The sequence below is a fragment of the Cellulomonas fimi genome, from assembly GCF_028527925.1.
Classification (GTDB): Bacteria; Actinomycetota; Actinomycetes; order Actinomycetales; family Cellulomonadaceae; genus Cellulomonas; species Cellulomonas fimi_C.
Map to the genome: position 1 here is coordinate 50,225 of NZ_JAPESW010000009.1, position 25,063 is coordinate 75,287.

22 protein-coding genes and 1 tRNA gene are annotated in these 25,063 nt (G+C 74.8%); 15 read left to right on the forward strand and 8 right to left on the reverse strand.

The annotated features are described in order from the left end of the window. Window positions 1-31: 31 nt before the first annotated feature. Genes OMK64_RS06405 through OMK64_RS06425 form a run of 5 tightly spaced genes read right to left on the reverse strand, consistent with a single transcriptional unit; the run spans window position 32 to window position 7,892 of the window. Entirely contained in the window at window positions 32-1,762 is a 1,731-nt protein-coding gene (locus OMK64_RS06405) for a sensor histidine kinase (protein WP_308201775.1), read from the reverse strand. A 10-nt stretch (window positions 1,763-1,772) separates the two neighbouring features. Beyond that, window positions 1,773-3,608, reverse strand: a complete 1,836-nt coding sequence (gene cydC / locus OMK64_RS06410) for a thiol reductant ABC exporter subunit CydC (RefSeq protein ID WP_272727248.1) — start codon at window positions 3,606-3,608, stop codon at window positions 1,773-1,775. Further along, window positions 3,605-5,257, reverse strand: a complete 1,653-nt coding sequence (gene cydD / locus OMK64_RS06415) for a thiol reductant ABC exporter subunit CydD (protein ID WP_272727249.1) — start codon at window positions 5,255-5,257, stop codon at window positions 3,605-3,607. Before cydD ends, cydC begins: the two co-directional genes overlap by 4 nt. A 1-nt stretch (window position 5,258) precedes the next feature. Further along, window positions 5,259-6,365, reverse strand: coding sequence for a cytochrome d ubiquinol oxidase subunit II (gene cydB, locus OMK64_RS06420; RefSeq protein ID WP_272727250.1), 1,107 nt, complete (start codon window positions 6,363-6,365; stop codon window positions 5,259-5,261). 18 nt (window positions 6,366-6,383) lie between these two features. Beyond that, window positions 6,384-7,892: a cytochrome ubiquinol oxidase subunit I gene (locus OMK64_RS06425; RefSeq protein WP_272727251.1), complete on the reverse strand. Its 1,509-nt coding sequence runs from the start codon at window positions 7,890-7,892 to the stop codon at window positions 6,384-6,386. A 496-nt stretch (window positions 7,893-8,388) separates the two neighbouring features. On the opposite strand from OMK64_RS06425, the gene OMK64_RS06430 reads away from it, so the two are divergent. Beyond that, window positions 8,389-11,733 carry an Rne/Rng family ribonuclease gene (locus tag OMK64_RS06430; RefSeq protein WP_272727252.1) on the forward strand — a complete coding sequence of 1,115 codons (3,345 nt, stop codon included), beginning with the start codon at window positions 8,389-8,391 and terminating at the stop codon, window positions 11,731-11,733. Window positions 11,734-11,848: 115 nt separating this feature from the next. Here the strand turns inward: OMK64_RS06430 and OMK64_RS06435 are convergent, their stop codons facing one another. Together OMK64_RS06435 and OMK64_RS06440 are read right to left on the reverse strand one after the other, a co-directional pair. Then, on the reverse strand, window positions 11,849-12,949 hold the full coding sequence (locus OMK64_RS06435; protein ID WP_272727253.1) for a YihY/virulence factor BrkB family protein: 1,101 nt from the start codon (window positions 12,947-12,949) through the stop codon (window positions 11,849-11,851). A 146-nt stretch (window positions 12,950-13,095) separates the two neighbouring features. Continuing rightward, on the reverse strand, window positions 13,096-13,716 hold the full coding sequence (locus tag OMK64_RS06440) for an NAD(P)H-dependent oxidoreductase (protein ID WP_272727254.1): 621 nt from the start codon (window positions 13,714-13,716) through the stop codon (window positions 13,096-13,098). Window positions 13,717-13,828: 112 nt separating this feature from the next. Here OMK64_RS06440 and OMK64_RS06445 point away from each other — a divergent pair, with 112 nt between their 5' ends. The 9 genes from OMK64_RS06445 to nadD all read left to right on the forward strand — a co-directional run bounded on the left by OMK64_RS06445 (window position 13,829) and on the right by nadD (window position 20,563). Continuing rightward, window positions 13,829-14,395 carry a TetR/AcrR family transcriptional regulator C-terminal domain-containing protein gene (locus OMK64_RS06445; protein WP_272727255.1) on the forward strand — a complete coding sequence of 189 codons (567 nt, stop codon included), beginning with the start codon at window positions 13,829-13,831 and terminating at the stop codon, window positions 14,393-14,395. Between the two features lie 218 nt (window positions 14,396-14,613). Beyond that, on the forward strand, window positions 14,614-14,922 hold the full coding sequence (gene rplU, locus OMK64_RS06450) for a 50S ribosomal protein L21 (protein WP_174768669.1): 309 nt from the start codon (window positions 14,614-14,616) through the stop codon (window positions 14,920-14,922). Between the two features lie 65 nt (window positions 14,923-14,987). Next, entirely contained in the window at window positions 14,988-15,245 is a 258-nt protein-coding gene (gene rpmA / locus OMK64_RS06455) for a 50S ribosomal protein L27 (RefSeq protein WP_272727256.1), read from the forward strand. A 109-nt stretch (window positions 15,246-15,354) separates the two neighbouring features. Then, window positions 15,355-16,875 (forward strand): GTPase ObgE, encoded by a 1,521-nt coding sequence (gene obgE / locus OMK64_RS06460; protein WP_272727257.1) that lies wholly within the window; start codon window positions 15,355-15,357, stop codon window positions 16,873-16,875. A gap of 169 nt (window positions 16,876-17,044) precedes the next feature. Further along, on the forward strand, window positions 17,045-18,199 hold the full coding sequence (gene proB, locus OMK64_RS06465) for a glutamate 5-kinase (RefSeq protein WP_272727258.1): 1,155 nt from the start codon (window positions 17,045-17,047) through the stop codon (window positions 18,197-18,199). Window positions 18,200-18,207: 8 nt separating this feature from the next. Continuing rightward, on the forward strand, window positions 18,208-18,414 hold the full coding sequence (locus OMK64_RS06470) for a hypothetical protein (RefSeq protein ID WP_272727259.1): 207 nt from the start codon (window positions 18,208-18,210) through the stop codon (window positions 18,412-18,414). Window positions 18,415-18,418: 4 nt separating this feature from the next. After that, a complete protein-coding gene (locus tag OMK64_RS06475) occupies window positions 18,419-19,726 on the forward strand; it encodes a glutamate-5-semialdehyde dehydrogenase (protein WP_272727260.1) in 1,308 nt (435 codons plus the stop codon). 58 nt (window positions 19,727-19,784) lie between these two features. Next, window positions 19,785-19,940, forward strand: coding sequence for a hypothetical protein (locus OMK64_RS06480; protein ID WP_272727261.1), 156 nt, complete (start codon window positions 19,785-19,787; stop codon window positions 19,938-19,940). A gap of 23 nt (window positions 19,941-19,963) precedes the next feature. Beyond that, window positions 19,964-20,563, forward strand: a complete 600-nt coding sequence (gene nadD / locus OMK64_RS06485) for a nicotinate-nucleotide adenylyltransferase (protein WP_272727262.1) — start codon at window positions 19,964-19,966, stop codon at window positions 20,561-20,563. A 454-nt stretch (window positions 20,564-21,017) separates the two neighbouring features. Here nadD and OMK64_RS06490 read toward each other — a convergent pair whose 3' ends face one another. Further along, entirely contained in the window at window positions 21,018-21,377 is a 360-nt protein-coding gene (locus tag OMK64_RS06490; RefSeq protein WP_272727263.1) for a hypothetical protein, read from the reverse strand. Between the two features lie 127 nt (window positions 21,378-21,504). Here OMK64_RS06490 and OMK64_RS06495 point away from each other — a divergent pair, with 127 nt between their 5' ends. The 5 genes from OMK64_RS06495 to OMK64_RS06515 all read left to right on the forward strand — a co-directional run bounded on the left by OMK64_RS06495 (window position 21,505) and on the right by OMK64_RS06515 (window position 25,023). Beyond that, window positions 21,505-21,843, forward strand: coding sequence for a hypothetical protein (locus OMK64_RS06495; RefSeq protein WP_272727264.1), 339 nt, complete (start codon window positions 21,505-21,507; stop codon window positions 21,841-21,843). A gap of 21 nt (window positions 21,844-21,864) precedes the next feature. Then, window positions 21,865-22,248 carry a ribosome silencing factor gene (rsfS, locus tag OMK64_RS06500; protein ID WP_272727265.1) on the forward strand — a complete coding sequence of 128 codons (384 nt, stop codon included), beginning with the start codon at window positions 21,865-21,867 and terminating at the stop codon, window positions 22,246-22,248. Next, window positions 22,245-22,940: a histidine phosphatase family protein gene (locus OMK64_RS06505; protein ID WP_272727266.1), complete on the forward strand. Its 696-nt coding sequence runs from the start codon at window positions 22,245-22,247 to the stop codon at window positions 22,938-22,940. Before rsfS ends, OMK64_RS06505 begins: the two co-directional genes overlap by 4 nt. Before the next feature lie 75 nt (window positions 22,941-23,015). Then, window positions 23,016-23,088: transfer RNA gene (locus OMK64_RS06510), tRNA-Ala, on the forward strand. Between the two features lie 312 nt (window positions 23,089-23,400). Beyond that, window positions 23,401-25,023 carry a LuxR C-terminal-related transcriptional regulator gene (locus OMK64_RS06515; protein ID WP_272727267.1) on the forward strand — a complete coding sequence of 541 codons (1,623 nt, stop codon included), beginning with the start codon at window positions 23,401-23,403 and terminating at the stop codon, window positions 25,021-25,023. The last annotated feature ends 40 nt before the right edge of the window (window positions 25,024-25,063 follow it).

Here is a 25,063-nt window from a genome sequence, read left to right on the forward strand (position 1 = left end):
GTCCCGCGTCGCGCGGGTCGCCGGCCAGGCGTCAGGCGAGCGGGGCCTGCCAGGTCAGGAGCGTGCCGCGGCCGTCGGGCGACGCGCCGAGCGTGAACGAGCCGCCGTGCTGCCGGGCGCGCGACGCGAGGTTGCCGGTGCCCGAGCGGCGGTCGCGACGCTCCGGCAGGCCGGTGCCGTCGTCCTGGACCTCGACCAGCACGCGCCCGAGCGGGCCGTTGCCGTTGACGGAGACGCGCACCGTGACCGACGACGCGTGCGCGTGCCGGGCGGCGTTCGCGAGCCCCTCGCGTACGACCGCCACGACGTCGTCCGTGAGCTGCTGGCCGAGCCGGTCGTCGAAGCGGTCCTCCTCGAACGGGTCGTCGGACAGCCCGCTGCCGTCGAGCGACAGGATCACCGACGGCGCGAAGCCCAGCCCGGTGCGGGCGAGCGACGCCTCGCGCCGCAGCCGCTCGACCAGGCCGGTCGCCGCGTCCGGGTCCCGCAGGGCGTAGACGATCTCGCGGATCTGCCGCACGGACGAGTCGACGTTGTCGAGCGCGTCGTCGACGATGCTCAGCAGCTCGCTCGGGTCGACGCCGCGTGCCGCACGGCGCTTGACCGTCTCGAGCTGCATGCCCGTCGCGAACAGCTGCTGGATCGCGAGGTCGTGCAGGTCGCGCGCGATGCGCTCACGCTCGTCGAGCAGCGCCGCGACGTCCTGCGCGTGCCGGGCCTCCGCGAGCACGTAGGCGAGCGCCGCCTGCGACGCGAACGACTCGGCGGTCGCGAGGTCGCCGTCCTCGAACGGCGGCTCGCCGATACGGCGCAGCAGGATGAGCACGCCCACGCCCCGGCCGGACGTCTGCATGGGCGCGTACATCGCGGACCCGAACGCGCGCATCGCGGGCACCTTGACGCTCCGTGACTGCGAGAGCGACGGCGTGAGCAGCCCCTTGCCCTCGGTCATCACGGTCCAGGCGCGACCACCCTCGGGCATGACCGTGCCCATGAGCTTGTCGGCCTCGTGCCCGTCGGCGAGCTCGATGAGGAGCCGTCCGCCCAGCCCGGGGAGCGCGAGGGCCGCGGTGTCGGCGTGCGCGACCTCGCGCGCGGTCGCGGCGATGTGCTCGAGCGCCTCCTCCTCGTCGATGCCCTCGAGCAGCATCGTCGTGATGTCCTGCCCCGCGCGCAGCCAGTGCTCGCGGCGCGACGACTCGGCGTAGAGCTGCGCGTTCGCGACGGCCACGCCGGCCGCCGCGGCCAGCGAGATGACGGTGCTCTCGTCGCCGTCCGTGAAGCCGCCCTCCTTCTCGGACAGGTAGAGCTGGCCGTAGATGCGCTCGCCCGTGCGCACGGACGCCCCGAGGAACGAGCCCATCGGCGGGTGGTTCTTCGGGAAGCCGCGGAACGCGGGGTGGTGCGTGAGGTCGTCGAGGCGCAGCGCGCCCTCGATCGGGATCTGGCCGAGCACGCCGAGCGCGTGCGGCGCCGTGCCGAGCATGCGGGCCACGGCTGTCGGCACGCCCGCGTAGACGAAGGTCGTCGACGTGCCGGTCGGGTCGAGGACGTTGATCGCCGCGTAGCGGGCGCCCGTGAGCTCGGCGCTGACCTGCACGAACCGGTTGAGGACCGACGGCAGGTCGAGCTGCGCGGCGACGGACAGGATCGCGTCGAGCAGGTCCGCCACGCCGTCGCCGGTGAGGTCGACGACCTCCTCGGAGTGGACCTCGCTCAGCACGCCGCGCGCGAACGGGGTCCCCACCACGGGACGCTCCACGGGCGGACGCTCAGCCATGCGTCGCGCCGCCGACCTGCCCCACGCGGGATCGCGCACCGTCGCCCTCCCCGGCGTCGCCCTGCTCGCTGTCCAGGGCCACACGGTAGCCCGGGACCCGCGCGAGCAGGTCGTCGTGGGAGCCGCGCGCCGCGACCTCGCCGTCCTCGAGCCACAGGACCTCGTCCGCTCCGGCGAGCGCCGAGACGCGGTGCGTGATGAGCAGCACGCCACGCCGGCCGGTGCGGGCCTCGTCGAGGAGCGTGCCTACCAGGCGGTCCGCGGTCGCCGCGTCGAGGTGCTCCGCGGGCTCGTCGACGAGCAGCAGGGGAGCGGGGGCGAGCAGCGCGCGCGCGAGCAGCAGGCGGCGACGCTCTCCGCCGGAGACCGTGCGGGCGTCGGGGCCGACGAGCGTGTCGAGCCCGTCGGGGAGCCCGGCGAGCCACGGGCCGAGCCCGACACGGTCGAGCGTGGCACGCGCCTCCGCGGGCGTGACGTCGCCGCGCGCGACGCGCAGGTTCTCCAGGACCGTCGTGCCGAACACGTGCGCGTCCTCGGTGACCGCCACCACCGCCGCGGCCACCTCGTCCCGCGCGAGTGTGTCGAGGTCCACGCCGTCGAGCGTGACCCCGCCCGCGCGGGGCGGCAGGAGGCCGGCGAGCGTGAGCAGCGTGGTCGTCTTGCCGGTGCCGCTGGGTCCGGCGACGGCGACCGACCGGCCGCGTCGGAGCGTGAGGTCCAGGCGCCGGAGGACGTCCCGGCCGTCGGGCCACGCGCACGTGACGCCGTCGGCGCGGAGGACGGGATCGGCGGTCCCCGCGTCGGGCGTGGGCGCGGCCCCGGCCGAGCCGGCCGGCTCGCCGGGACGTGCGTGCACGTCGGCGTCGTCCAGCAGCGCGAGGATGCGCGCGGCCGCGGCACGCGACCGCTGGACCTGGATCGCCGCGGAGGGGAGCAGCGACGTCGCCTCGAACGCGGCGAGCGGCGTCAGCACGACCACTGCGAGCTCCACGGGCGCGAGCAGCCCGGCACCGACCGCGGGCACGCCGGTCACGAGCGCGGCGAGGACCGCGAGGCCGACCGCGAGCTGCCCGACGGCGGCGGCCACGGCGGCCGGGCGGGCGCCGGCGTCCGCCGCGACCGTGACCCGCGCGTGGGCGGCGGTCAGCGCCGCGCGCTCCGTCGCCGCGCGTCCCGCCACGGCGAGGGGCCCGGCGTCGTCGAGCAGGCCGAGCGCGGTCGCGGACAGGTCGGCGCGCGCGTCGGCGGCGCGCTGCTCGGTCGTGCGGGAGGCGCGTGCCGCGAGCGCGGGGGCCACGACGCCCGCCAGGAGCAGGCACCCGGCGAGCGCGAGCCCGGCGGGCACCCAGAACGCGCACATCGCGACGACGGTCCCGACGCCGAGGCACACGGCGACGGCGGCAGGCAGCAGACCACGGACGACGACGTCGCCGACGGTGTCGACGTCGGCGCCGACGCGCGCGAGCAGGTCGCCGCGGCGGACCCCGGCGAGCGCGGCGGTCCGCCCCGCGGCGAGCCGCTCGTACAGCGTCGTCCGCACGTTCGTCATGCCGCGCAGCGCGACGTCGTGCGAGACGAGGCGCTCGAGGTAACGCAGCACGCCACGGCCGATGCCGAACGCGCGCACGGCGACGGTCGCGACGGACAGCTGCAGCACGGGCGGCATCTGCGACGCGCGGGCGATCAGCCACGCCGACACCGCGGCGAGCGCGACCGCGCAGCCCAGCGCGAGCGTGCCCAGCAGCGTCGCGAGCGCGACGCGGCGCAGGTCGACGTCGAGGAGGCGGACGGCCCGGCGCAGCGCGCCGCGGGGCTCACGGGTGCTCACGCGACCACCTGCCCGGCCGTGGCACGGACCGGTACGACGGTGTCCGCGCACGCCGCGAGGGACGCCCGGTGCGCGACGAGCACGACCGTGCGGCCCTCGTCGCGCAGCGCCCGGACGGTGTCGAGCACGACCCTCTCGCCCGACGCGTCGAGGTGCGCGGTGGGCTCGTCGAGCACGACGAGCGGGGCGGAGGAGAGCAGCGCGCGCGTGAGCGCGACCCGCTGCCGCTGCCCGACGCTGAGTCCGGCGCCGCCCCGGCCGAGCGGCGTGCGCCAGCCCGCCGGGAGCGTCGCGAGAACCGCGTCGAGACCCGTGAGCGCCGCGGCGCGGGCGCGCGAGGCGTCGTCCCCGCCGACGACCTCGGCGAGCGTGCCGGGCTCGAGCACGGGCCGCTGCGGCAGCCACGTGACCTGCGACCAGTACGAGTCCCGGTCGACGTCCGCGAGGTCCAGCAGGCCGTCCGGTCCGTCGACCACGACGCGCCCCTCGTCGGGCGGCAGCAGGCCGAGCAGGACGTCGACGGCCGTGGACTTGCCCGCACCGCTGGGGCCCGTGAGCGCGACGACGGTCCCGGGCCGCACGACGAGGTCGAGCGCGGCGGGCGCGAGGCCGTCGGACGTCGCGACGCCGACGCCGTCGAGCCGCAGCGTCGCGGACGCGAGGTCGGGGGCGGTCCGCGTGCCACGCGCCGGAGCGGGCTCGTCGAGCAGCGCGAACGCCTGATCCGCGGCCGCGACCCCGTCGACGGCCGCGTGGTACTGCGCGCCGACCTGGCGCAGCGGCAGGAACACCTCGGGCGCCAGGATCAGCACCGCGAGCCCCGTGACGAGGTCGAGGTGCCCCTCGACGAGCCGCAGGCCGATCCCGACGGCGACGAGCGCGACCGACAGTGTGGTGAGGAGCTCGAGCACCATCCCCGACAGGAAGGCGATGCGCAGCGTGCCCATGGTCGCGCGGCGGTGCGCGTCGCCGAGCGCCCGGACGCGGGCCGCGGGGCCGCGCTCGCGGCCGAGCGCCTGGAGCGTGGGCAGGCCCGCGAGGAGGTCGAGCACCTGCGCGCCGAGCCGCTGCATCGTGGCGAGGCCCCGCTCGGAGCGCCCCTGCGTGAGGCGCCCGACGAGCACCATGAAGATCGGCACCAGCGGGATCGTGCCGACCAGGATCGCGGCGGAGATCCAGTCGAGGCCCAGGACGACGAGCAGGGTGCCCGGCGTGACAGTCGCCGCGAGCACGAGCTGCGGCAGGTACCGCACGAAGTACGGCTCGAGCGCGTCGAGCCCCCGGGTGACGAGCGTGACGAGGGCGGGCCCGTGTCCTGCCGCGAGGTGCCGGGGACCGAGGTCGACCGCGCGCTCGACGACCGCGTCCCGCAGCTCGCCGACCGCGCGCGTCGCGGCCCGGTGCGCGTACCGCTCCTGCAGGCCCGTGACGAGCACACGTGCGGCGACGACCGCCGCGAGGCCCGCGACGAGCGGGGCGATCGCGTCGAGCGTCGCGCCGTCGTGCACGGCCCGCCCGACGGCGCGCGCGAGCAGCAGCGCCTGCGCGACGACGAGCGCCGCGGTGAGGACCCCGAGGCCCGCGGTCAGCGCGACGTAGCCGCGTGCGCTGCGCGCGTACCGCAGGAGCCGGAGGTCGAGCGGGCGCACGTCAGCGCGGCTCCGCGTCGCCGGCGGGCACGTCGTCCTCGCGACCTGCGCCGACCGACGCCGGGACCTGCGGGCCCGACCGGTCGAAGGTGAGGCCCGTGTGCGCGGGGATGTGGTGGCCGCTGATGCGCTTGCGGAACACCCAGTACGTCCAGCCCTGGTAGAGCAGCACGAGCGGGGTGAGGAACACGGCGACCCACGTCATGACGGTGAGCGTGTAGTCGGTGGACGACGCGTTGTCGACGGTGAGGGAGTTCGCGGGGTCCAGCGCGGGCATCACGTCGGGGTACATCGACCCGAAGATCAGCACGACGACGGCGACGATCGCGACGGCGGACGCGACGAACGCCTGCCCCTCGCGGCGGGCGCGCGTCGCGAGCACCAGGGCGACGAGCGCGAGCGCGGCGACGACGACCGCGACCCACGTCCACGCGACGGAGTACGCGAGCTGCGCCCAGACCGCCCACACGGCCCCGACGGCGAGCGTCGCGACGGACGACCTCGCGGCGAACGCGCCGGCCCGGGCCCGGACGTCGCCGTCGGACTTGAGCGCGAGGAACACGGCGCCGTGCGTGAGGAAGACGAGCGCGGTGAGCGCGCCGCCGAGCAGCGCGAACGGGTTGAGCAGCGCGAAGAACCCGCCCACGTACTGGTGGTCGGCGTCGAGCTCGACGCCCCGGACCAGGTTGGCGAACGCGACGCCCCACAGCACGGCCGGCACCCACGACCCGACGATGAGCGCCCGGTCCGCCCAGGCCCGCCAGCGGTCGTCGTCGATCTTGCCGCGCCACTCGAACGCGACGACGCGGACGATGAGCGCGAGCAGGATCAGCAGCAGCGGCAGGTAGAACCCGGAGAACAGGGTCGCGTACCACTCGGGGAAGGCCGCGAACGTCGCACCGCCCGCGGTGAGCAGCCACACCTCGTTGCCGTCCCAGACAGGCCCGATCGTGTTGATCATGACGCGGCGGTCGCGGTCCTTCGCCGCGCGGTCGCCGCGGTTCAGGATGCCCAGCAGCATCCCGACGCCGAAGTCGAACCCCTCGAGGACGAGGTAGCCGGTCCAGAGCACGGCGATGAGCAGGAACCAGACGGTCGACAGCTCCATGGTCGGGGGCTCCCGTTCTCAGTACGCGAAGGACAGCGGACGCTCGGCGGACTCGTCGTCCGGGTCCGGTCGGTTGGCGGGGTTGTCCGGGCTCGGGTCCTTCTCGCTCGCGGCGACGCCCTCGACCGCGTAGCGGTGCATGAGGCGGAACCAGATCACGGCGAGCACGCCGTAGAGCGCGGTGAACGCGAGGAGCGAGGTGAGGATCGTGCCGGGGCCCGTCACGGTCGAGACGCCGCGCGCGGTGAGCAGCCAGACGCCGTCGACGCCCGACGGGTTCGGGTTGGGCGCGACGACCCACGGCTGACGGCCCATCTCGGTGAAAATCCAGCCGAACGCCGACGCGAGGAACGGCGTCGCGAGCGCCGCGACCGCGAGCCGGGAGACCCACACGTTCCCGGTGACGCGGCCCTTGCGGGTCACCCACAGCGCGACGAGCGCGAGCGCCGCCGACCCGACGCCGAAGCCGATCATCAGACGGAACGACCAGTACGTCACCGCGAGGTTCGGCTGGTACGAGATCGGCTCGCCGTCCTCGCCGGTGAAGCCGTACTTCTCCTCGTACTGCGCCTGGAGGTCCTCGACACCCGGGAGCGGCTCGGTGAAGGAGCCCGACGCGAGGAACGACGTCAGGCCCGGGATCTCGATGAGGTGCTGCACGCCCTCGCACGAGTCGGACAGGTCGCCGATCGCGAGGATGGAGAACGGTGCGCCGCCCTCGGTCGTCTCGCACAGGGCCTCGGCCGCCGACATCTTCATCGGCTGCTGGTCGAACATGAGCTTGGCCTGCGCGTCCCCGCTGACGGCCACCACGAGGCCCGCGACGAGCATCGTGACCACGCCGAGCATGACGGCGGGGCGGTAGACGTCGCGCGCCTCGTCCGCATGGTTCGCGCGGACCAGCTTGACCATCCACCACGCGGCGATGCCCGCGACGAAGGTGCCGGCCGTCAGGAACGCGGCGCTGATCGTGTGCGGGAACGCGGCGAGCAGCGTGTTGTTGCTGAGGATCGCGCCGATGTCGGTCATCTCCGCGCGGCCCGTCTCCGGGTTGTACGTCGCACCGACCGGGTGCTGCATCCACGAGTTCGCCGCGAGGATGAAGTACGCGGACAGGTTGGTCGCGATCGCGACGGCCCAGATGCACGCGAGGTGGATCTTCTTCGGCAGCTTGTCCCACCCGAAGATCCACAGCCCCAGGAACGTCGACTCGACGAAGAACGCGGCGAGCGCCTCCATCGCGAGCGGCGCGCCGAACACGTCGCCGACGAAGCGCGAGTACTCCGACCACGCCATGCCGAACTGGAACTCCTGGACGATGCCGGTGGCGACACCGATCGCGAAGTTGATGAGCAGGAGCTTGCCGAAGAACTTGGTGAGCCGCAGCCACCGCTCGTTCCCCGTCCGGACCCAGATCGTCTGCATGATCGCGACGAGCGGCGCGAGGCCGATCGTCAGCGGCACGAAGATGAAGTGGTAGACGGTCGTGATGCCGAACTGCCAGCGGGCGAGATCGAGGGCGTCCACGTGGGTTCTCCGTGCTCTGCGGACCGGACAGGCGGGCAGGTCGCACGGGAGGACGCCTCGGCGGGTGCCCGGCCAGTGGACCTGGGGGAACGCTAAGAAGCACCCCCAGTCTGCTCCTGGGACGAAGGTCCCGTGTAGTGACGGGGCGTCGTGAAACGCGGTCCGGAGGTGTCCGGTGTCACTCGACCGCCGCCGCGCCGACGGTCGTGCCGCGCTCGCAGGGGACCCCTGTGCGATACTGACCACGGTTCCGTCGGCGCCCACACCGCGGACGGACCCTTGAGCTCGCAGCACCAGCGCGCATCGCGCGCCAGTCCGCCGCTCGGCCGTGCCGCTCCATCCGGGAGCGCGCCGCCGCTGCAGGCGACGGCGCCGGCCCAGGTGCAGCAGCCACGACCGACGACTTCCGTCGCCGCGCCGAGGGCGTGCGTGACGACCGACCGACCGAGGACCGCGCGTGTGGGGCGGGGCTCTGCGGTACCCAGGAGCACCACGCGTGACCCCCGAGAACACTCCCGAGAACGCAGACGCCACGACGACGTCCGGGGGTGAGTCCGCGCCGAAGGCGCGGCGCCGCCGGGCGACGCGCACGACCGCCGCCGCCCCTGTCGTCGAGACCACGACCGACGCCGGTGACGGTGCGGCCGTCGCCCCCGAGCCCCCGGCCGAGCCGGCCGGGACCGCCGCCCCCGAGGTCGCCGAGGTCGCACCCGCGGCCGACGTGCCCGCCGAGGCGCCCGCCTCCAAGCCGCGTCGCTCCCGCCGCGTGACCCGCACGGTCACGCCCGCCGCCGAGACCCCCGCGGACGCGACGGCCGCTGGCGAGCCCGCCGCGGCTCCCGCGGAGCCGGCCGCGACCGGCGGCGCCGACGCGACCGCCGAGCCCGCCGCGGAGCAGGCTGCGGCCGAGCCCGCCGCCGAGCCGAAGAAGCCCGCGCGCCGCCGCCGCTCCGCCGCGCGCCCGGCCGCCGCCCCCGAGCCGGCCGCGGAGGTCGTGCCGCCCGCCGCCGAGGTGGCGGACGCCGAGGACGAGGTCGACGAGACCACCGAGGGCACCGACGTCGCCCCCGCGACCGCCGAGGGTGGCGAGACCGCGCAGGACGTGGCCGACGCACCGGCGCTCGACGTCCTCGCCGCGCTCGCCGACGTCCGCCCGGCCGAGCCGCAGGCGCCCACGAGCCCCCGGCTCGCGACGACGGCGCTGCTGTTCCAGGCGCCGGACCCGGCCGCCGCGCGTCCGCGCCGCCGCCGCGCGCAGGCCAGCGCCGGCTCCCCGGAGGAGATCTCCGAGGCCGCGCGTCGCGCCGAGCGTGAGGCCGCGGAGGCGGCCGAGACCGCCGCGGCTGCCGACGCGTCGTCGACGACCGAGGACGTCGAGACCGCGCCCGTCGAGGCCGCGGAGACCGAGCGTGCCGAGCGTCCGTCCCGCCGCCGGGGTCGCCGCGGCCGTGGTGCCGCGCCGGCACCCGTCGAGGAGACCGAGGTCGTCGAGGAGGAGGCCGACGCCGTCGCCCCGTCCGACGCGGACGAGGTCGAGGACCAGGCGGAGGACGAGGCCGTCGACGAGCAGGGCGACGAGCAGGGCGAGGGCGGCGGTCAGCGCCGGCGCCGTCGTCGCGGTGGCCGTGGTCGTCGCAACCGCGGCGACGCGGGCGAGCAGGACCAGGACGCCCCGGCCGACACGGACGCCGAGGACGAGGACGCCGAGCCGCAGGACGCGGACGCCGACGCGGACGAGTCGGACGCGGACGCCGAGCAGGGCGGCTCGAGCCGCCGGCGTCGCCGTCGTCGTCGGGGCAGCCGCGGTGACGCGGCCGAGCCCGAGCGTCCGTCGCGCCGCTCCGCGAGCGACGAGGTCACCGCGCTGCGCGGGTCGACCCGGCTGGAGGCCAAGCGTCAGCGTCGCCGTGAGGGTCGCGACGCGGGCCGCCGCCGTCAGATCATCACCGAGGCCGAGTTCCTGGCCCGGCGCGAGTCGGTCGAGCGGACGATGGTCGTGCGCGAGCGCGCGAACCGCACGCAGATCGCGGTGCTCGAGGACGGCGTGCTGGTCGAGCACTACGTGTCGAACCAGGCGCAGACGTCGATGGTCGGCAACGTCTACCTCGGCCGCGTGCAGAACGTGCTGCCGAGCATGGAGGCCGCGTTCGTCGACGTCGGCAAGGGCCGCAACGCCGTGCTGTACGCGGGCGAGGTCAACTGGGACGCCGCGGGGCTCGAGGGTCAGCCGCGCCGCATCGAGCAGGCGCTGAAGTCCGGCGACTCGGTGCTCGTGCAGGTCACCAAGGACCCGATCGGCCACAAGGGTGCGCGCCTGACGTCGCAGGTCACGCTCGCGGGCCGCTACCTCGTGTTCGTGCCCGGCGGCGGCATGACCGGCATCAGCCGCAAGCTGCCCGACACCGAGCGCAACCGCCTCAAGAAGATCCTGCGCGAGGTCGTCCCCGACTCGGCGGGCGTCATCGTGCGCACCGCGGCCGAGGGCGCCTCGGAGGAGGAGCTGCGCGCCGACGTCGCCCGCCTGCAGGGCCAGTGGGAGGCCATCGAGAAGAAGGCGAAGACCGCGTCGGCGCCCGCGCTGCTCCAGGGCGAGCCCGACATGGCGATCCGCGTCGTGCGCGACATCTTCAACGACGACTTCTCCGCGCTCGTCGTCCAGGGCGACGACGCGTGGTCGACGATCTCGTCCTACATCGACGAGCTCGCGCCCGACCTCGCGCAGAAGGTCTCGAAGTGGACCGGCACGCAGGACGTCTTCACGGTGCACCGCGTCGACGAGCAGCTCGCGAAGGGCATGGACCGCAAGGTCTGGCTGCCGTCGGGCGGCTCGCTCGTCATCGACCGCACCGAGGCGATGACGGTCGTCGACGTCAACACCGGCAAGTTCACCGGCTCGGGCGGAACGCTCGAGGAGACGGTGACGCGCAACAACCTGGAGGCCGCGGAGGAGATCGTCCGCCAGCTCCGGCTGCGCGACATCGGCGGGATCATCGTCATCGACTTCATCGACATGGTCCTCGAGTCCAACCGCGACCTCGTGCTGCGCCGCCTCGTCGAGTGCCTCGGCCGTGACCGCACGAAGCACCAGGTCGCCGAGGTGACGTCGCTGGGCCTGGTCCAGATGACCCGCAAGCGCGTCGGCCAGGGCCTGGTCGAGGCGTTCTCCGAGACGTGCGAGCACTGCCACGGCCGCGGCTTCATCGTCCACGACGAGCCTGTCGAGAAGAACGGACGCCCGGACGCCGGCGCGCAGCAGCAGGCGGCACCGGCCGACGCGGGCGAGTCGAAGCGCTCGCGCCGCAAGCGCGGTGCCGCCAAGGAGACCGCGCCCACGACGCCGCACCCGGGCGTGCCGGTGCTGCCCGAGGCGCGCGAGGCGGTCAAGGCGACGCTCGCGACCATCGCGGCGGCAGCCGCGCACGCGCACGAGCACCACCACGAGGCCGACGGCCACGTCGAGGCGCTGCGCACCGACGCGCCGGTGCGCGACGGCGAGGCGGCCGGCGACGGCGTCGCCGCGGTCGTCGACGAGACGGTCGAGACGGTCGAGGTGCGCGAGAGCGTCGTGGTCGTCGAGGACGCCGTCGAGGAGCTCGCCGCGGCGGAGGCCGCGCCGGGCACGACCGGCGCCCCGGCCGAGCAGCCGGTGCTCGACGTCCTCGCGGCGCTCGCCGCGAGCGGTGTCGCGCCCGCGACGACGCCCGGCACCGCTCCCGACGCCGGCGACGAGGCGGCGGAGTCCGACACCGCCGACGAGCCGCTCGAGCTCACGCCCGTGTCGCCGGACCTCTTCGAGGACGCGACCGAGGACGAGGAGCCCGCGGAGGCCCCGCAGGACTGACGGCACGTGCCGGGCGGCCGGCACCGCTCACGACGACGCCCGCACCGATCCTCCGGTGCGGGCGTCGTCGTGCGTGCGGACGATCCGCCGCGGGACTTCCGCGGCCGGTGGGCCGTCAGCGGCGGGTGCGGTCGTCGCGCGCGTCGTCGTCGTGCTTGCCGCGGCTGGCGCGCTCGCGCAGCTCGCGACCGCGGCGGACGTCCTCGGCGGCCTTCGCGGCCTTCTTGTCGCTCGCCTTGGTGTCGCGCGCGGGGAGCTGGATCGTCTCCTCGGCCTCGATGCCGCCCTGGAGCTCGCGGCCCCGCTCGAGCTCGGCGTCGAGCTCCGCGCCGAACAGCAGCGCGAGGTTGCTGATCCACAGCCACAGGAGGAAGACGACGACGCCCGCGAGGGACCCGTAGGTCGCGTCGTAGGACGAGAACGTCGTGACGTAGAAGCCGAAGGCGACGGACGCGACGACCCACACGACGAGCGCGACGGTCGCGCCGACGCTGATCCAGCGGAACTTCGGCTGCCGGACGTTCGGCGTCCCGTGGTAGAGCAGCGCGATCGCGATGACGACGAGCGCGACGACGACCGGCCACTTGAGCACGTTCCAGACGGTGACGGCGGTGTCGCTGAGGCCGACGGCGTCGCCGATCGTCTGGGCGACCGGGCCGGACAGGACCATCGCCGCGACGATGAGCACCGCGATCACGACGAGCACGAGCGTGATGAGGAGGATCACCGGACGCAGCTTCCAGATCGGCCGCCCCTCCTCGACCTCGTACACGCGGTTCATGCCGCGCCCGAACGCCGCGACGTACCCCGACGCCGACCACAGGGCCAGCAGCACGCCGAGGATCAGCGCGAGGCCGGCCTTGGTGTTGGACGTCGCCGCCTCGACGATCGGCTGCACCGTCTCGGCGGCCTGGTCGGGCGCGCCGAGGTCCGCCACGAGGTCCATCACGCGGTTGAGCGTCTGCTCCGGGTCGCCCACGAGGCCGAGCACCGACACGACCGCCAGGAGGGCCGGCGCGATCGCGAGCACGGCGTAGTACGTGAGCGCGGCGGCCTGGTCGGTGCACTCGTCGGCCAGGAACTCGCGGAACGTCTTGCGCGCGACGTACTTCCACGACGGCTTCGCGAGCTCGCCGGGGGAGTCGGGCTTGCGCGGGTCTTCTGGATCGGGTGCGGCCTCGGTCGTGCTGCGGCTGCGGGACGGGTCCTGGGACACGACGCCTCCTGGTGGGACGCGGCGACTGCGGGACGCCTCTTGCCCGACTGGTCCGACCTGGCGAGGCTAGGTCGGCGCTCGTGCGGCCGCATCCGGGACGCGTCCGGGACGTCGACCGGCCGGCTCGGTGCCGGGCGCCGCGTGGCTCAGGAGGACGCGGCGGCGAGGTCGTCGCGCTCCGCGAGACGCACCCCGGCGACCCGGTCCTCGATGCGCTGCAGCCACCGGTCCCGGCGCGCGGGGGAGACGTCGGCGACGCGCGGGTGGCTGAGCCACCGCACCGGGACGCCCATCTTCTGCCAGACGCCGCGCACGGACGCCTTCTGGACGGTGTTGCCGAACAGCCAGCGGTAGGCCGTGCCGGGCGTCGTCATGGTCGTGGCGACGGTCACGCGACGCAGACGCCCGAACCGCGCGCGGGGGAGCCCGAGCATGCCGTCGTCGTACGCCCAGCCGGGCAGCAGCACCTTGTCGTAGAACCCCTTCATGACGGCCGGCGCGGTCTCCCACCACACCGGGTGCACGAGGACGAGGTGGTCGGTCGCGTCGATGCGGGCCTGGAGGTCGAGCACCATGGGATCCAGGGTCCGGTGCTCCCGCCACGCGGCGAGGTCGGCCCGGCGCATGACGGGGTCGAAGCCGACCGCGTCGAGGTCGACGACCTCGGTCTGCTGGCCCGCACGCCGTGCGCCGCTCGCGGCAGCATCCGCGAGCGCGTGGCAGAAGCTGCCCTCGTAGGGGTGGTTGACGACGACGGTGGTGCGCACACGAGCCTCCTGAACGATGTTCAATTGAACGGTGTTCAGGTTGCGCTGAACGCTGTTCGGTTGTCAAGGTGGCCGTGGTGCGGCACCTGCCGTGACGGCCGGAGGAGGCGACGTGGCGGAGCGGCTGGACCGCGAGCGGATCGTCCGGCGCGCGCTCGACCTCCTCGACGAGGTCGGCCTCGACGGCCTCACCCTGCGCCGCCTCGCGGGCGACCTGGGGGTCCAGGTCGCCGCCCTGTACTGGCACGTGCCGAGCAAGGCGGCGCTGCTCGACGAGATGGCGACGACGATGCTGCGCGACCTCATCGACGCGGCCGGACCGGAGATGCGCGACCTGGTCGGCGAACCGTGGCAGGACTGCGTGCGCGTCTCCGCCGACCGGTTCCGGGCCGCACTCCTCGGTCGTCGCGACGGCGCGCGCGTCTTCAGCGGGACCTACGTGACCGACGAGCGGCTGCGCGGCTGGGTCGAGCTGCCGCTGTCGATCCTCGTGGACGCCGGGTTCGCCGAGGGCGACGCGAGCCGCGCGTGGTCGACGTTGCTGGCGTTCGTGGTCGGGTTCGTCGTCGAGGAGCAGGGGAGGCCGGACCGGGACGACGACGCCGACGTACGCTTCGCGTTCGGCGTGGACGTCGTCGTGCGCGGGCTGGAGTCGCGGCTCGCCGCCGACGCGGTGTGACCAGCGTCGCGCCCCGCCGCGGTTTGACCCTGGCTCACGCGGTCCGTACCCTAGAACGTCGGCGCGTCGTGTGCGCGCTGGTCATGTGTGCCGCCGCAACGGCGTCGACGCGACTCCCCTCGGACCGGTCTCCCGGGCGCTGCGGGACGTGCGCGGGCGCAGGCAGGCACCGGCAGACTTTTGACCGAGCAGTTCGACGAGCAGAGATGAGCAGCAACGTGGTGTACGCGATCGTGAAGGCTGGCGGCCGCCAGGAGAAGGTCGCGGTGGGCGACGTCGTCGTCGTCGACCGCCTCGCCGCGCAGGCCGGCTCCACCGTCGAGCTGCCGGCGCTGCTCCTCGTGGACGGCGAGAAGGTCACCACCGACGCCGCGGCGCTGGCCAAGGTGAAGGTGACGGCGGAGGTCGTGCGGGACGAGAAGGGTCCCAAGATCGACATCCTCAAGTACAAGAACAAGACCGGCTACCGCAAGCGCCAGGGTCACCGCCAGCAGCTGACCCGCATCAAGGTCACCGGCATCAAGTGAGTCGTCCCGCGGCGCGCTGACGCCGCGGCCCCCGCCTTCCGCAGCAGCAAGAGAGCAGGTCAGTCATGGCACACAAGAAGGGCGCGAGCTCCTCGCGCAACGGTCGCGACTCCAACGCGCAGCGCCTCGGCGTCAAGCGCTTCGGCGGTCAGGTCGTCAAGGCCGGCGAGATCATCGTCCGCCAGCGCGGCACGCACTTCCACCCCGGCAACAACGTGGGCCGTGGCGGCGACGACACGCTGTTCGCGCTGACCGCCGGCGCGGTGGCCTTCGCCACGCGTCGCGGCCGCAAGGTCGTGGACATCGTCAGCGCCGAGGCCTGACGACCACTCAGCAGTCGACGAAGGGGCGCACCGGTGCGGTGCGCCCCTTCGTCGTGTGACGATCACGAGAGCGCCCCGGTGACGTCCGGGGCCGGACAGGAGGACAGCCGTGGCGACGTTCGTCGACCGGGTCGTGCTGCACGCGACCGGCGGTGACGGTGGGCACGGGTGTGCGTCCATCCACCGTGAGAAGTTCAAGCCGCTCGCCGGCCCCGACGGGGGCAACGGCGGGAACGGCGGCTCCGTGATCCTCGAGGTCGACCCCCAGGTCACGACGCTGCTCGAGTTCCACCACCTGCCGCACCGGCACGCCCCCTCCGGCACGCAGGGCATGGGCGACCACCGGTCGGGGTCGACCGGGCAGGACCTCGTGCTCGGCGTGCCCGACGGCACGGTCGTCAAGGGCACCGACGGTGAGGTGCTCGCGGACCTCGTCGGTGTGGGCGCGCGCTTCGTCGTCGCCGCGGGCGGGCGTGGCGGGCTGGGTAACGCCGCCCTCGCCTCCCAGCGGCGCAAGGCGCCGGGCTTCGCGCTGCTCGGCGAGCCGGGGGAGGCCCTCGACGTCGTCCTGGAGCTCAAGACGATCGCCGACGTGGCCCTCGTCGGGTACCCCTCGGCCGGCAAGTCGAGCCTCGTCGCGGCGATCTCGGCCGCACGGCCCAAGATCGCCGACTACCCGTTCACGACGCTCGTGCCGAACCTCGGCGTCGTGCAGGCCGGGTCGTCGCGCTACACCGTCGCCGACGTGCCGGGACTCATCCCGGGTGCGTCGCAGGGGCGCGGGCTCGGGCTGGAGTTCCTGCGCCACATCGAGCGGTGCGCGGTCATCGTGCACGTGCTCGACTGCGCGACGCTCGAGCCCGATCGCGACCCGATCTCGGACCTCGACGTCATCGAGTCCGAGCTCGCGGCCTACGCCGGCGATCTCGGCATCGAGGGCGGGCGGGTCCCGCTCGCCGAGCGTCCGCGCGTCGTCGTGCTCAACAAGGTGGACGTGCCCGAGGCGCGCGACCTCGCCGAGCTGGTCAGGCCCGAGCTCGAGGCGCGCGGCCTGCCGGTGTTCGAGATCTCGACGGCCAGCCACGAGGGCCTGCGCCCGCTCACGTTCGCGCTCGCCGAGCGGGTCGAGCAAGCCCGACGCGAGGCCCCGCAGCCCGAGGGCACGCGCGTCGTGCTGCGCCCCAAGGCGGTCGACGACTCCGGGTTCACCGTGACGCGGCGCGAGGGCGGCGGCGCCGTCTGGTTCGCGGTGCGCGGCGAGAAGCCCGAGCGCTGGGTCCGGCAGACGGACTTCTCCAACGACGAGGCCGTCGGCTACCTCGCCGACCGGCTCGCGCGGCTCGGCGTCGAGGACGCGCTGTACTCGGCCGGTGCGGTCGCCGGGGACGAGGTGCGGATCGGTCCCGACTCGAACGCGGTCGTCTTCGACTGGGAGCCCACGCTCATGACGGGTGCCGAGCTGCTCGGCGGCCCGCGCGGCTCCGACGTGCGCCTCGAGGACCGGTCGCGCCCGACCCGTGGCGAGAAGCGGCAAGAGTACCGCGAGCGCATGGACGCCAAGACGGCGGCCCGCGACGAGCTGTGGTCCGAGCGCGAGCACGGTGTCTGGACGGACCCGGACGCGGACTGACGGGAGCGTCGGCCGACGACGTCGCGCTCGTGCCCACGGCACCGCCGGGGTGGACGGCGCGGGATGGCGACCAGCCTGAGCGGCGGGGCTGACCCGCTCGCGCGTCGCCGGGCGTCCGGCGCGCGGATGCGTCCGCGGTGGTGCCGGGTCGCGGGGGCAGAATGCGCACGTGAGCGCCGCACCCCTGCACGACCGCCAGCAGCTGCCCGCCGCCGCGCGGGTGGTCGTCAAGGTGGGGTCGTCGTCGCTCACGAGCCCGGACGGGCGCCTCGACCCCGAGCGGCTGCGCGCGCTCGTCGACGTGCTGGCCGAGCGGCGCAACGCGGGCGGTCAGGTCGTGCTCGTCTCGTCGGGCGCCATCGCGGCCGCGATCGGGCCGCTCGGCCTGGCTGCCCGCCCGCGTGACCTCGCGACGCAGCAGGCCGCCGCGTCGGTCGGCCAGGGGCTCCTCGTCGCGCACTACACCAGGGCGTTCGCGGACCACGGGCTCCGTGTCGGGCAGGTGCTGCTCACCGCGGAGGACACCGTGCGCCGCGGGCACTACCGCAACGCGCACCGGTCGCTGACGCGGCTGCTCGACCTCGGCGTCGTGCCGATCATCAACGAGAACGACGCGGTCGCGACCGACGAGATCCGGTTCGGCGACAACGACCGGCTCGCCGCGCTCGTGTCGCACCTGGTCCACGCGGACGCGCTCGTGCTGCTCACGGACGTCGACGCGCTGTACACCGGCCCGCCGTCGCGGCCGGGGTCGCGGCGGCTCACGCACGTCGCCGGCCCGCGCGACCTGGACGGGGTCGACGTGTCGTCGCGGGGGAGCGCCGTGGGCACGGGCGGCATGGTGACCAAGCTCGAGTCCGTCGCGATCGCGACGCAGTCGGGCATCCCCGTGGTGCTGACGTCCGCGACGCAGGCGCGCGCCGCGCTCGCGGGCGACGACGTCGGGACGTGGTTCGCGGCGACCGGGCGACGGTCGTCGATCCGGCTGCTGTGGCTCGCGCACGCGGCGCGCACGCGCGGCCGGCTCGTGCTCGACGACGGGGCCGTGCGGGCCGTCGTCGAGCGGCGGACGTCGCTGCTGCCGGCCGGGGTCACGGGCGTCGAGGGGACGTTCGACGCCGGCGACCCCGTCGAGATCGTCGGCCCGGACGGGACCGTCGTCGCGCGCGGGCTCGTCGCGTACGCGTCGGACGAGGTGCCCGACCTGCTGGGTCGCACGACGTCGGACCTGCGGGACGACCTGGGGCCGGGCTACGACCGCGAGCTCGTGCACCGGGACGACATGGTCCTGGTCAGGCGTCGGCGGGTGCCCGCCGCGCGCTGACGCGGCTCATGAGCTCCGGGCCGCGGATGGCGGGCGCACACCGCCTCGACGAGGGGCTCTGGTTCGTGCGGGTCCCTGAGCAGGGGACGCGCGTCGTCGACGGCGGCACGCTGCTCGTGCTCGCGCTCGACGTGCGCCCCGTAGACGGTGGCGAGCCGGGTGGCGGCCGGGTCGTGGATGCGCGGACCGACGCGCGCGCCGGCGGTCTACCCTGACGGGATGACCGCATCGCTCGAGGCACCCCTGCACGACGCCGCCGGGACGGACGTCGCCGCGGAGGTCCGCGAGGTCGCGCAGCGCGCGAAGGTCGCGTCGCGCGCGCTCGCGACCGCGACCCGCGCCACGAAGGACGCCGCGTTGCACGCGCTCGCCGACGCGCTCGTGACCGCGACGGACGAGATCGTCGCCGCGAACGCGCTCGACCTCGAGAAGGGTCGCGCCGGCGGGATCTCGCCGGGCCTGCTCGACCGCCTCGCCCTCACGCCCGAGCGCATCGTCGCGATCGCCGACGCCCTGCGCGAGCTCGCCGGTCTGCCCGACCCGGTCGGCGAGGTCGTGCGCGGCTCGACGCTCCCGAACGGCCTGCGCCTGCGTCAGCTGCGCGTCCCCATGGGCGTCGTCGGCATGATCTACGAGGCGCGCCCGAACGTGACGGTCGACGCGGCCGGCCTCGCGCTCAAGTCCGGCAACGCGGTGATCCTGCGCGGCGGATCCGCGGCGGCGCACAGCAACGAGGTCATCGTCCGCGTGCTGTCGGACGCGCTCGTCGCACAGCGGCTCCCCGGCGACCTCGTGCAGTCGATCGACGCGTGGGGGCGCCCGGGTGCCGTCGCGCTCATGCACGCGCGCGGGCTCGTCGACGTGCTCGTGCCGCGCGGGGGAGCGGACCTCATCGCGACCGTCGTGCGCGAGTCGACCGTCCCCGTCATCGAGACCGGCGTCGGCAACGTGCACGTGTACGTCGACGAGAGCGCCGACCTCGACGTCGCGCTGCCGATCCTGCTCAACGCCAAGACGCAGCGCGTCGGCGTCTGCAACGCGGCCGAGACGCTGCTCGTGCACCAGGGTGTCGCGGACGAGTTCCTGCCCGTCGCGCTCGCCGCGCTCGCGGACGCCGGCGTGACGATCCACGGCGACGAGACGACGCTGCGTCTCGCGCCCGAGGAGGTCGCGGTCGTCGCGGCGACCGACGAGGACTGGGCGACCGAGTACCTGTCGCTCGACCTCGCGGTCCGCGTCGTCGAGGACCTGGACGAGGCGCTCGACCACATCCGGACGTGGAGCTCGGGCCACACCGAGGCGATCGTCACGCGCGACCTCGCCGCATCCGAGCGCTTCGTCGCCGAGGTCGACTCCGCGGCCGTCATGGTGAACGCCTCGACGCGGTTCACGGACGGCGGCCAGCTCGGCCTGGGCGCCGAGATCGGCATCTCGACCCAGAAGCTGCACGCCCGCGGCCCGATGGGCCTCGCCGAGCTCACGACCACCAAGTGGGTCGTGCAGGGCGACGGGCACGTCCGGCCCTGACGCCACAGCGCGTCGTGCGACACTTGTCGCTCCCCGACAACCCCACTGGAGGAACACCGTGCACAGCGCACTGATCGCCGCCGCCGAGGAAGCCGCCGAGCACGCCAACGAGCTGCCCTTCCCGCCCGTGGTGTTCGGGATCGGGGCGTTCGTCGGCCTCGTCGCCATGCTGCTGTTCACCTTCGCGTTCCGGAGCGTCGGGACCCGCCACTGAGCGCGGCGGGGAGCACCGGTCCGATGACGCAGCGGCGACCTCGCCTGGGGGTGATGGGTGGCACGTTCGACCCCGTCCACCACGGGCACCTGGTCGCCGCGAGCGAGGTCGCGGACAGGTTCGACCTGGACGAGGTCGTCTTCGTCCCCACGGGCCACCCGACGTTCAAGCAGGACCAGGACGTCACGGTCCCGGAGCACCGCTACCTGATGACCGTCATCGCCACGGCGTCGAACCCGCGGTTCACCGTGAGCCGCGTGGACGTCGACCGTCCGGGGCTGACGTACACGGTCGACACGCTCCGTGACCTCAAGACGCTGCGCCCGGACGCCGACCTCTACTTCATCACCGGCGCCGACGCGATCGAGCAGATCCTCACGTGGAAGGATGCCGAGGAGCTGTTCGCCATGGCGCACTTCGTGGCGGTGACCCGTCCGGGTCACACGTTGTCGGTCGACGGCCTGCCCGCCGACCGGGTGAGCATCCAGGAGATCCCCGCCCTGGCGATCTCCTCGACCGACGTCCGCGCGCGGGCACGCGCCGGTCAGCCGGTCTGGTACCTCGTCCCCGACGGGGTCGTCCAGTACATCGCGAAGCACAGGTTGTATCGAGGTCAGTCATGAGTGAACCGGGAGAGCGACGGCGTCGTCGCGAGCTCGAGCGCGCCGCCGCCGAGCAGGAGGCCGCCCAGGGCGTGTCCCGCCGCGCCATGCGCGAGCAGTCGGCGGGCGGGTCCGGCGTGCCGTCCTGGTCGCAGCCTGCCGACGACCAGGCGGCGCGGTCCCGCCGGTCGATCCGCGACACGTCCCTCGACCCGACGAGCGCCCCGCGGCCCGCCGCCGGCGGACAGCCTCCCGCCGCGCAGCCCGCGCCGGCGTGGCCGACGGCGACCTCTCGTCCCCCGGCGGCGCCGCAGCAGTCCGCGCCCCGACCCGCGTCCCCGAGCGCCCCCCGACCGACGTCGCCCGCTGCGCCGTCGCCGCAGTCCGGGGCGCGTCCGGCCCAGCCTGCAGGCTCTCCGCAGCAGGGTGCCTCCCGGCCGTCGTCCGCGCCGAGCCAGCGGCCCGCGTCGCCGGGCTACGCCCAGCCGTCCGCCGGCCCGTCGTACGGCGGCGGCTCCGCGCCGCGGCCGTCGTTCCCGTCGCCGGCGCCCGGGTCGCCCGCGCCCGCCCAGACGCCGACCCCGGGCCCCGCGCCCTCGTCCTGGCCGCAGCAGCCCGCGGGCTGGCCGTCGGCGTCGCGTCCCGACGCGTCCGCGGCCGCGCCCGTCGCACCGGCTCCGGAGCGCCGCCCGGCGGCCTCCGCGCCGGCCGACCCGCCCCGTGCGGCGGCGTCGTGGTCCGCGGGGTCCGCAGGGTCCGCGCCGACGACCGACCGCTCGGGCGCGTGGAGCCCCGCGCCGTCCGCGACGTCGTGGAACCCGTCGGGTGCACGCACCGACGCCGCAGCGCAGCCGGCCGGCCCCGGTTGGCCGTCCGCGACGTCGCCGTCGGCAGCGTCCGCCGGCACGGCTCCCGCGGCGGCCGAGACGTTCACCGCCGCGTCGGCGGCTCCGGCGACGGCCGTGCCCGGGTCGTGGGGCCGCCCGGCCGACACGCCCGTCGGTGCACCGGCAGGACCCGACGGTGGCGCGCCGTTCGCCCAGCGGCCGGACCCGACCGCCGCGCGCGCCCCGCGCGTCGACGACCTGGACGAGGACGACGACGAGGATGACGACGAGGACGCCGAGGAGCGGCCGCGTCACCCGTACACGTGGCTGCACCTCATCGTGCTCGCGCTCGTCGCATTCGTGCTCGGCTTCCTCATCGTGCTGCTGCTCAACAACGCGCGCGGCGAGGAGCCCACCCCCAACGCGGCCCCGCCGGCGGCCGCGACCGACGTGAGCGCACCGCTCATCACCTGACCGAACCACCCGAGGAGTTCCGTGCCCGCGACCGAACGAGCCGTCGAGCTCGCCGTGGCGGCGGCCCGCGCCGCCTCCGACCTCAAGGCGCAGGAGATCATCGCGCTCGACGTGAGCGAGCAGCTCGTCCTCACCGACGTGTTCCTCATCGCGTCCGGCACGAACGAGCGGCAGGTCGGCGCGATCGTCGACGCCGTCGAGGAGGCGCTGTTCCACCTCGGCAGCAAGCCCGTGCGCCGCGAGGGCAAGGGACAGGGGCGCTGGGTCCTCATCGACTTCGGCGACGTCGTCGTGCACGTCCAGCACGCCGAGGACCGCGTCTACTACGCCCTCGAGCGCCTCTGGAAGGACTGCCCCCTCATCGAGCTGCCCGCCGACGTGCACGGCGAGGGCAGCGGGGCGTGACCGCCGGACGTGTGCTGCTCTGGCGGCACGGGCGAACCGCCCACAACGCCTCCGCACGACTGCAGGGCCAGGTCGACATCCCGCTCGACGACGTCGGCCGCTGGCAGGCCCGCACGGCCGCCGCGCGGATGATCGCGCGGCACGAGCCCACGCGCATCGTCACCTCGGACCTCAGCCGAGCCCACGACACCGCCGCGTACCTGGCGCGCGCGGCGGACCTCGAGCTCGTCGTCGACCCGCGCCTGCGTGAGCGTGGCTTCGGCATCTGGGAGGGCCTCACGGGCGACGAGATCGTCGCGTCGTGGCCCGAGGAGTTCGCCGTCTGGCGGGCCGGGGGAGAGCCCGAGGGGGTGGGCGCCGAGACGCGTGCCGAGGTCGCCGACCGGGTCGCCGTGGCCGTCGAGGAGCACGCCGCCGCGCTCGGCCGCGCCGACACGCTCGTGGTCGTGTCGCACGGCTCCGCGATCAGCTCGACCGTCGGCCGCCTGCTCGGCCTCGGTGACCGGCTGCACGCGTTCGCCGGGATGCTCAACGCGCACTGGACCGAGCTGGTCGCGACCACGCTCGACGGCGTGCCCGGCTGGCGCCTCACGGGTTACAACCTCGGACCCACCGACGCGTCGACCGACTGGAACGCCGGACCCGACCGCCGGGAGTCCGACGCCGACGCCGAGACCCGCGACCCCGATTAGGAGATCGACCGGGGTTCGTCCTAGACTCTCCGAGCGCCCGCAAGGGTGTGGGACCCGCTGCGGTGGGTTCGGAACGGGGCTGTGGCGCAGCTGGTAGCGCACCTGCATGGCATGCAGGGGGTCAGGGGTTCGAGTCCCCTCAGCTCCACCGAAGTAGCAGGTCAGAGGCCACGTCGGGATCCTGAACACAGGAGCCAGACGTGGCCACTGGACATTTAATGGACACTTATCGGTCCGGACTCGACCTCACGCAGGAGAGTCTCGGACCGGCATGTTCAAGTCGGGTGGACGGCGTCTAGACCTGCAGACGGGGCCTGCTGGCACCGATCCGCGTCCACGGCAGTTGAACGCGCCGGCCCACGGTGCCGGCCTGACCGGCCAGCGTGCCCGGCCCGGTCGCGCGACCCGCGATCTTGCATCTCCCCGTCACGCGGGCTGGGGTCTACCGTGACTGATCACCATGGACCAGACGGACGTGCTCACCGCAGCGCGCGAGGCGTACGCTCGCGGCGATTGGCAGGCGGCCTACGGCTCGCTTTCCCAGGCCCGCGCGTGGGGCGAGCTCGACGCCGCCGACCTCGCCGCCCTGGGCGGGGCCGCGTGGTGGGTCGGTCACGTGCAGGAGTCGCTGGAGGCGACCGAGCTCGCGTACCGACTGCTCGAGGAGGCGGGCGACGCCGAGCCGGCCGCGATGCGCGCGCTGGACCTGGCGCTCCTGTGGTTCACGCGCGGCGACGTCGTCGTGACGTCCGGGTGGCTCAACCGCGCGCGTCGGCTGCTCGACGGCCTGCCCGAGAGCGCCGCACACGGCTACCTCGCCTACATCGACGGCTCCCTGGCGCTCTCGCGGTGGGACATGCCCGTGCTCGACCGCGAGGCCGAGGCGCTGGCCGGCATCGCGCGCCGGCGGCGTGACCCGGCGCTCACCTCGCTCGCCCTCGTGCTCGCCGGGCTTGGCGACCTGCGCCGCGGGCGCACGGCGTCGGGATTCGGGCAGCTCGACGAGGCGATGCTGCCTGTGCTCGCCGGCAGCCTACCGCCGGAGTGGGCCGGCGAGGTCTACTGCACCGTCATCCACGCGTGCCACGAGCTCGGCGACCTCGAGCGTATGCGCGCCTGGACCCGCGCGACCGAGCAGTGGTGCGAGCAGTTCCGCGGCGAGGTCGTCTTCTCGGGCATCTGCCGCGTCCACCGGTTCCAGCTGCTGTGCACCGAGGGCGGCTGGGCGGAGGCCGAGGAGGGCATCGAGCGCAGCGGTACGGACCTCGAGGGCCGCAACAACTGGGTCGCGGGCGAGGCGTTCTACCAGCTGGGCGAGATTCGCCGGATGCGGGGCGACCGCGACGGCGCGCTCGCCGCTTACGCGCGGGCACGTGCGCTAGGCACGGAGCCGCAGCCGGGCGAGTCGTTGCTGCGCCACGCGACCGGCGACGGCGACGCGGCGTGGATCGGGCTCTCGAGCGCCCTGGCCGGGCGCGACCGCCTTGCCGGTGCGCGCCTGCTCACCTCGGGCGTCGAGGTCGCGCTGGGCCTCGGCCTCGTCGAGGAGGCGGACCGCTGGTGCCGGCGCCTCGAGCAGATCAGCCGCGAGTTCGACACCCCGGGTCTGCGCGCGTGGGCGGCGCACGCGCGCGGCGCGGTGCAGGTCGCCCACGGCCGGCACGACGACGCCCTCGCCTCCCTCGAGGCGGCGGCGCGCGAGTACCGGTCCCAGCGCTGCCGCTACGAGACGGCGCAGGTGTACGAGCTGCTCGCGCGGGCGCACGGAGGGGCGGGCCGGTCCGAGGTCGCCGCTGGGGATCGCGCGACGGCGCTCGCTATCTACCGCGAGCTCGGCGCCGCGCCCGACGTGCGCCGACTCGACGGCGACGGCGGCCTCCCGGCTGGCCTCACCGACAGGGAGGGCGAGGTGCTCTCGTGCGTCGCGACGGGCATGACGAACCGCGCGGTCGCGCAGACGCTCGTCATCAGCGAGAAGACCGTCAGCCGCCACCTCGCCAACATCTTCACCAAGATCGGCGTCACGTCGCGCACCGCCGCGGCGGCGTGGGCGCATGAGAACGGCCTCCCGCGCCGGTCCTGAGGCTGCGGGTCGCCATCGCGCCGGGCGACGCGTCTGCACC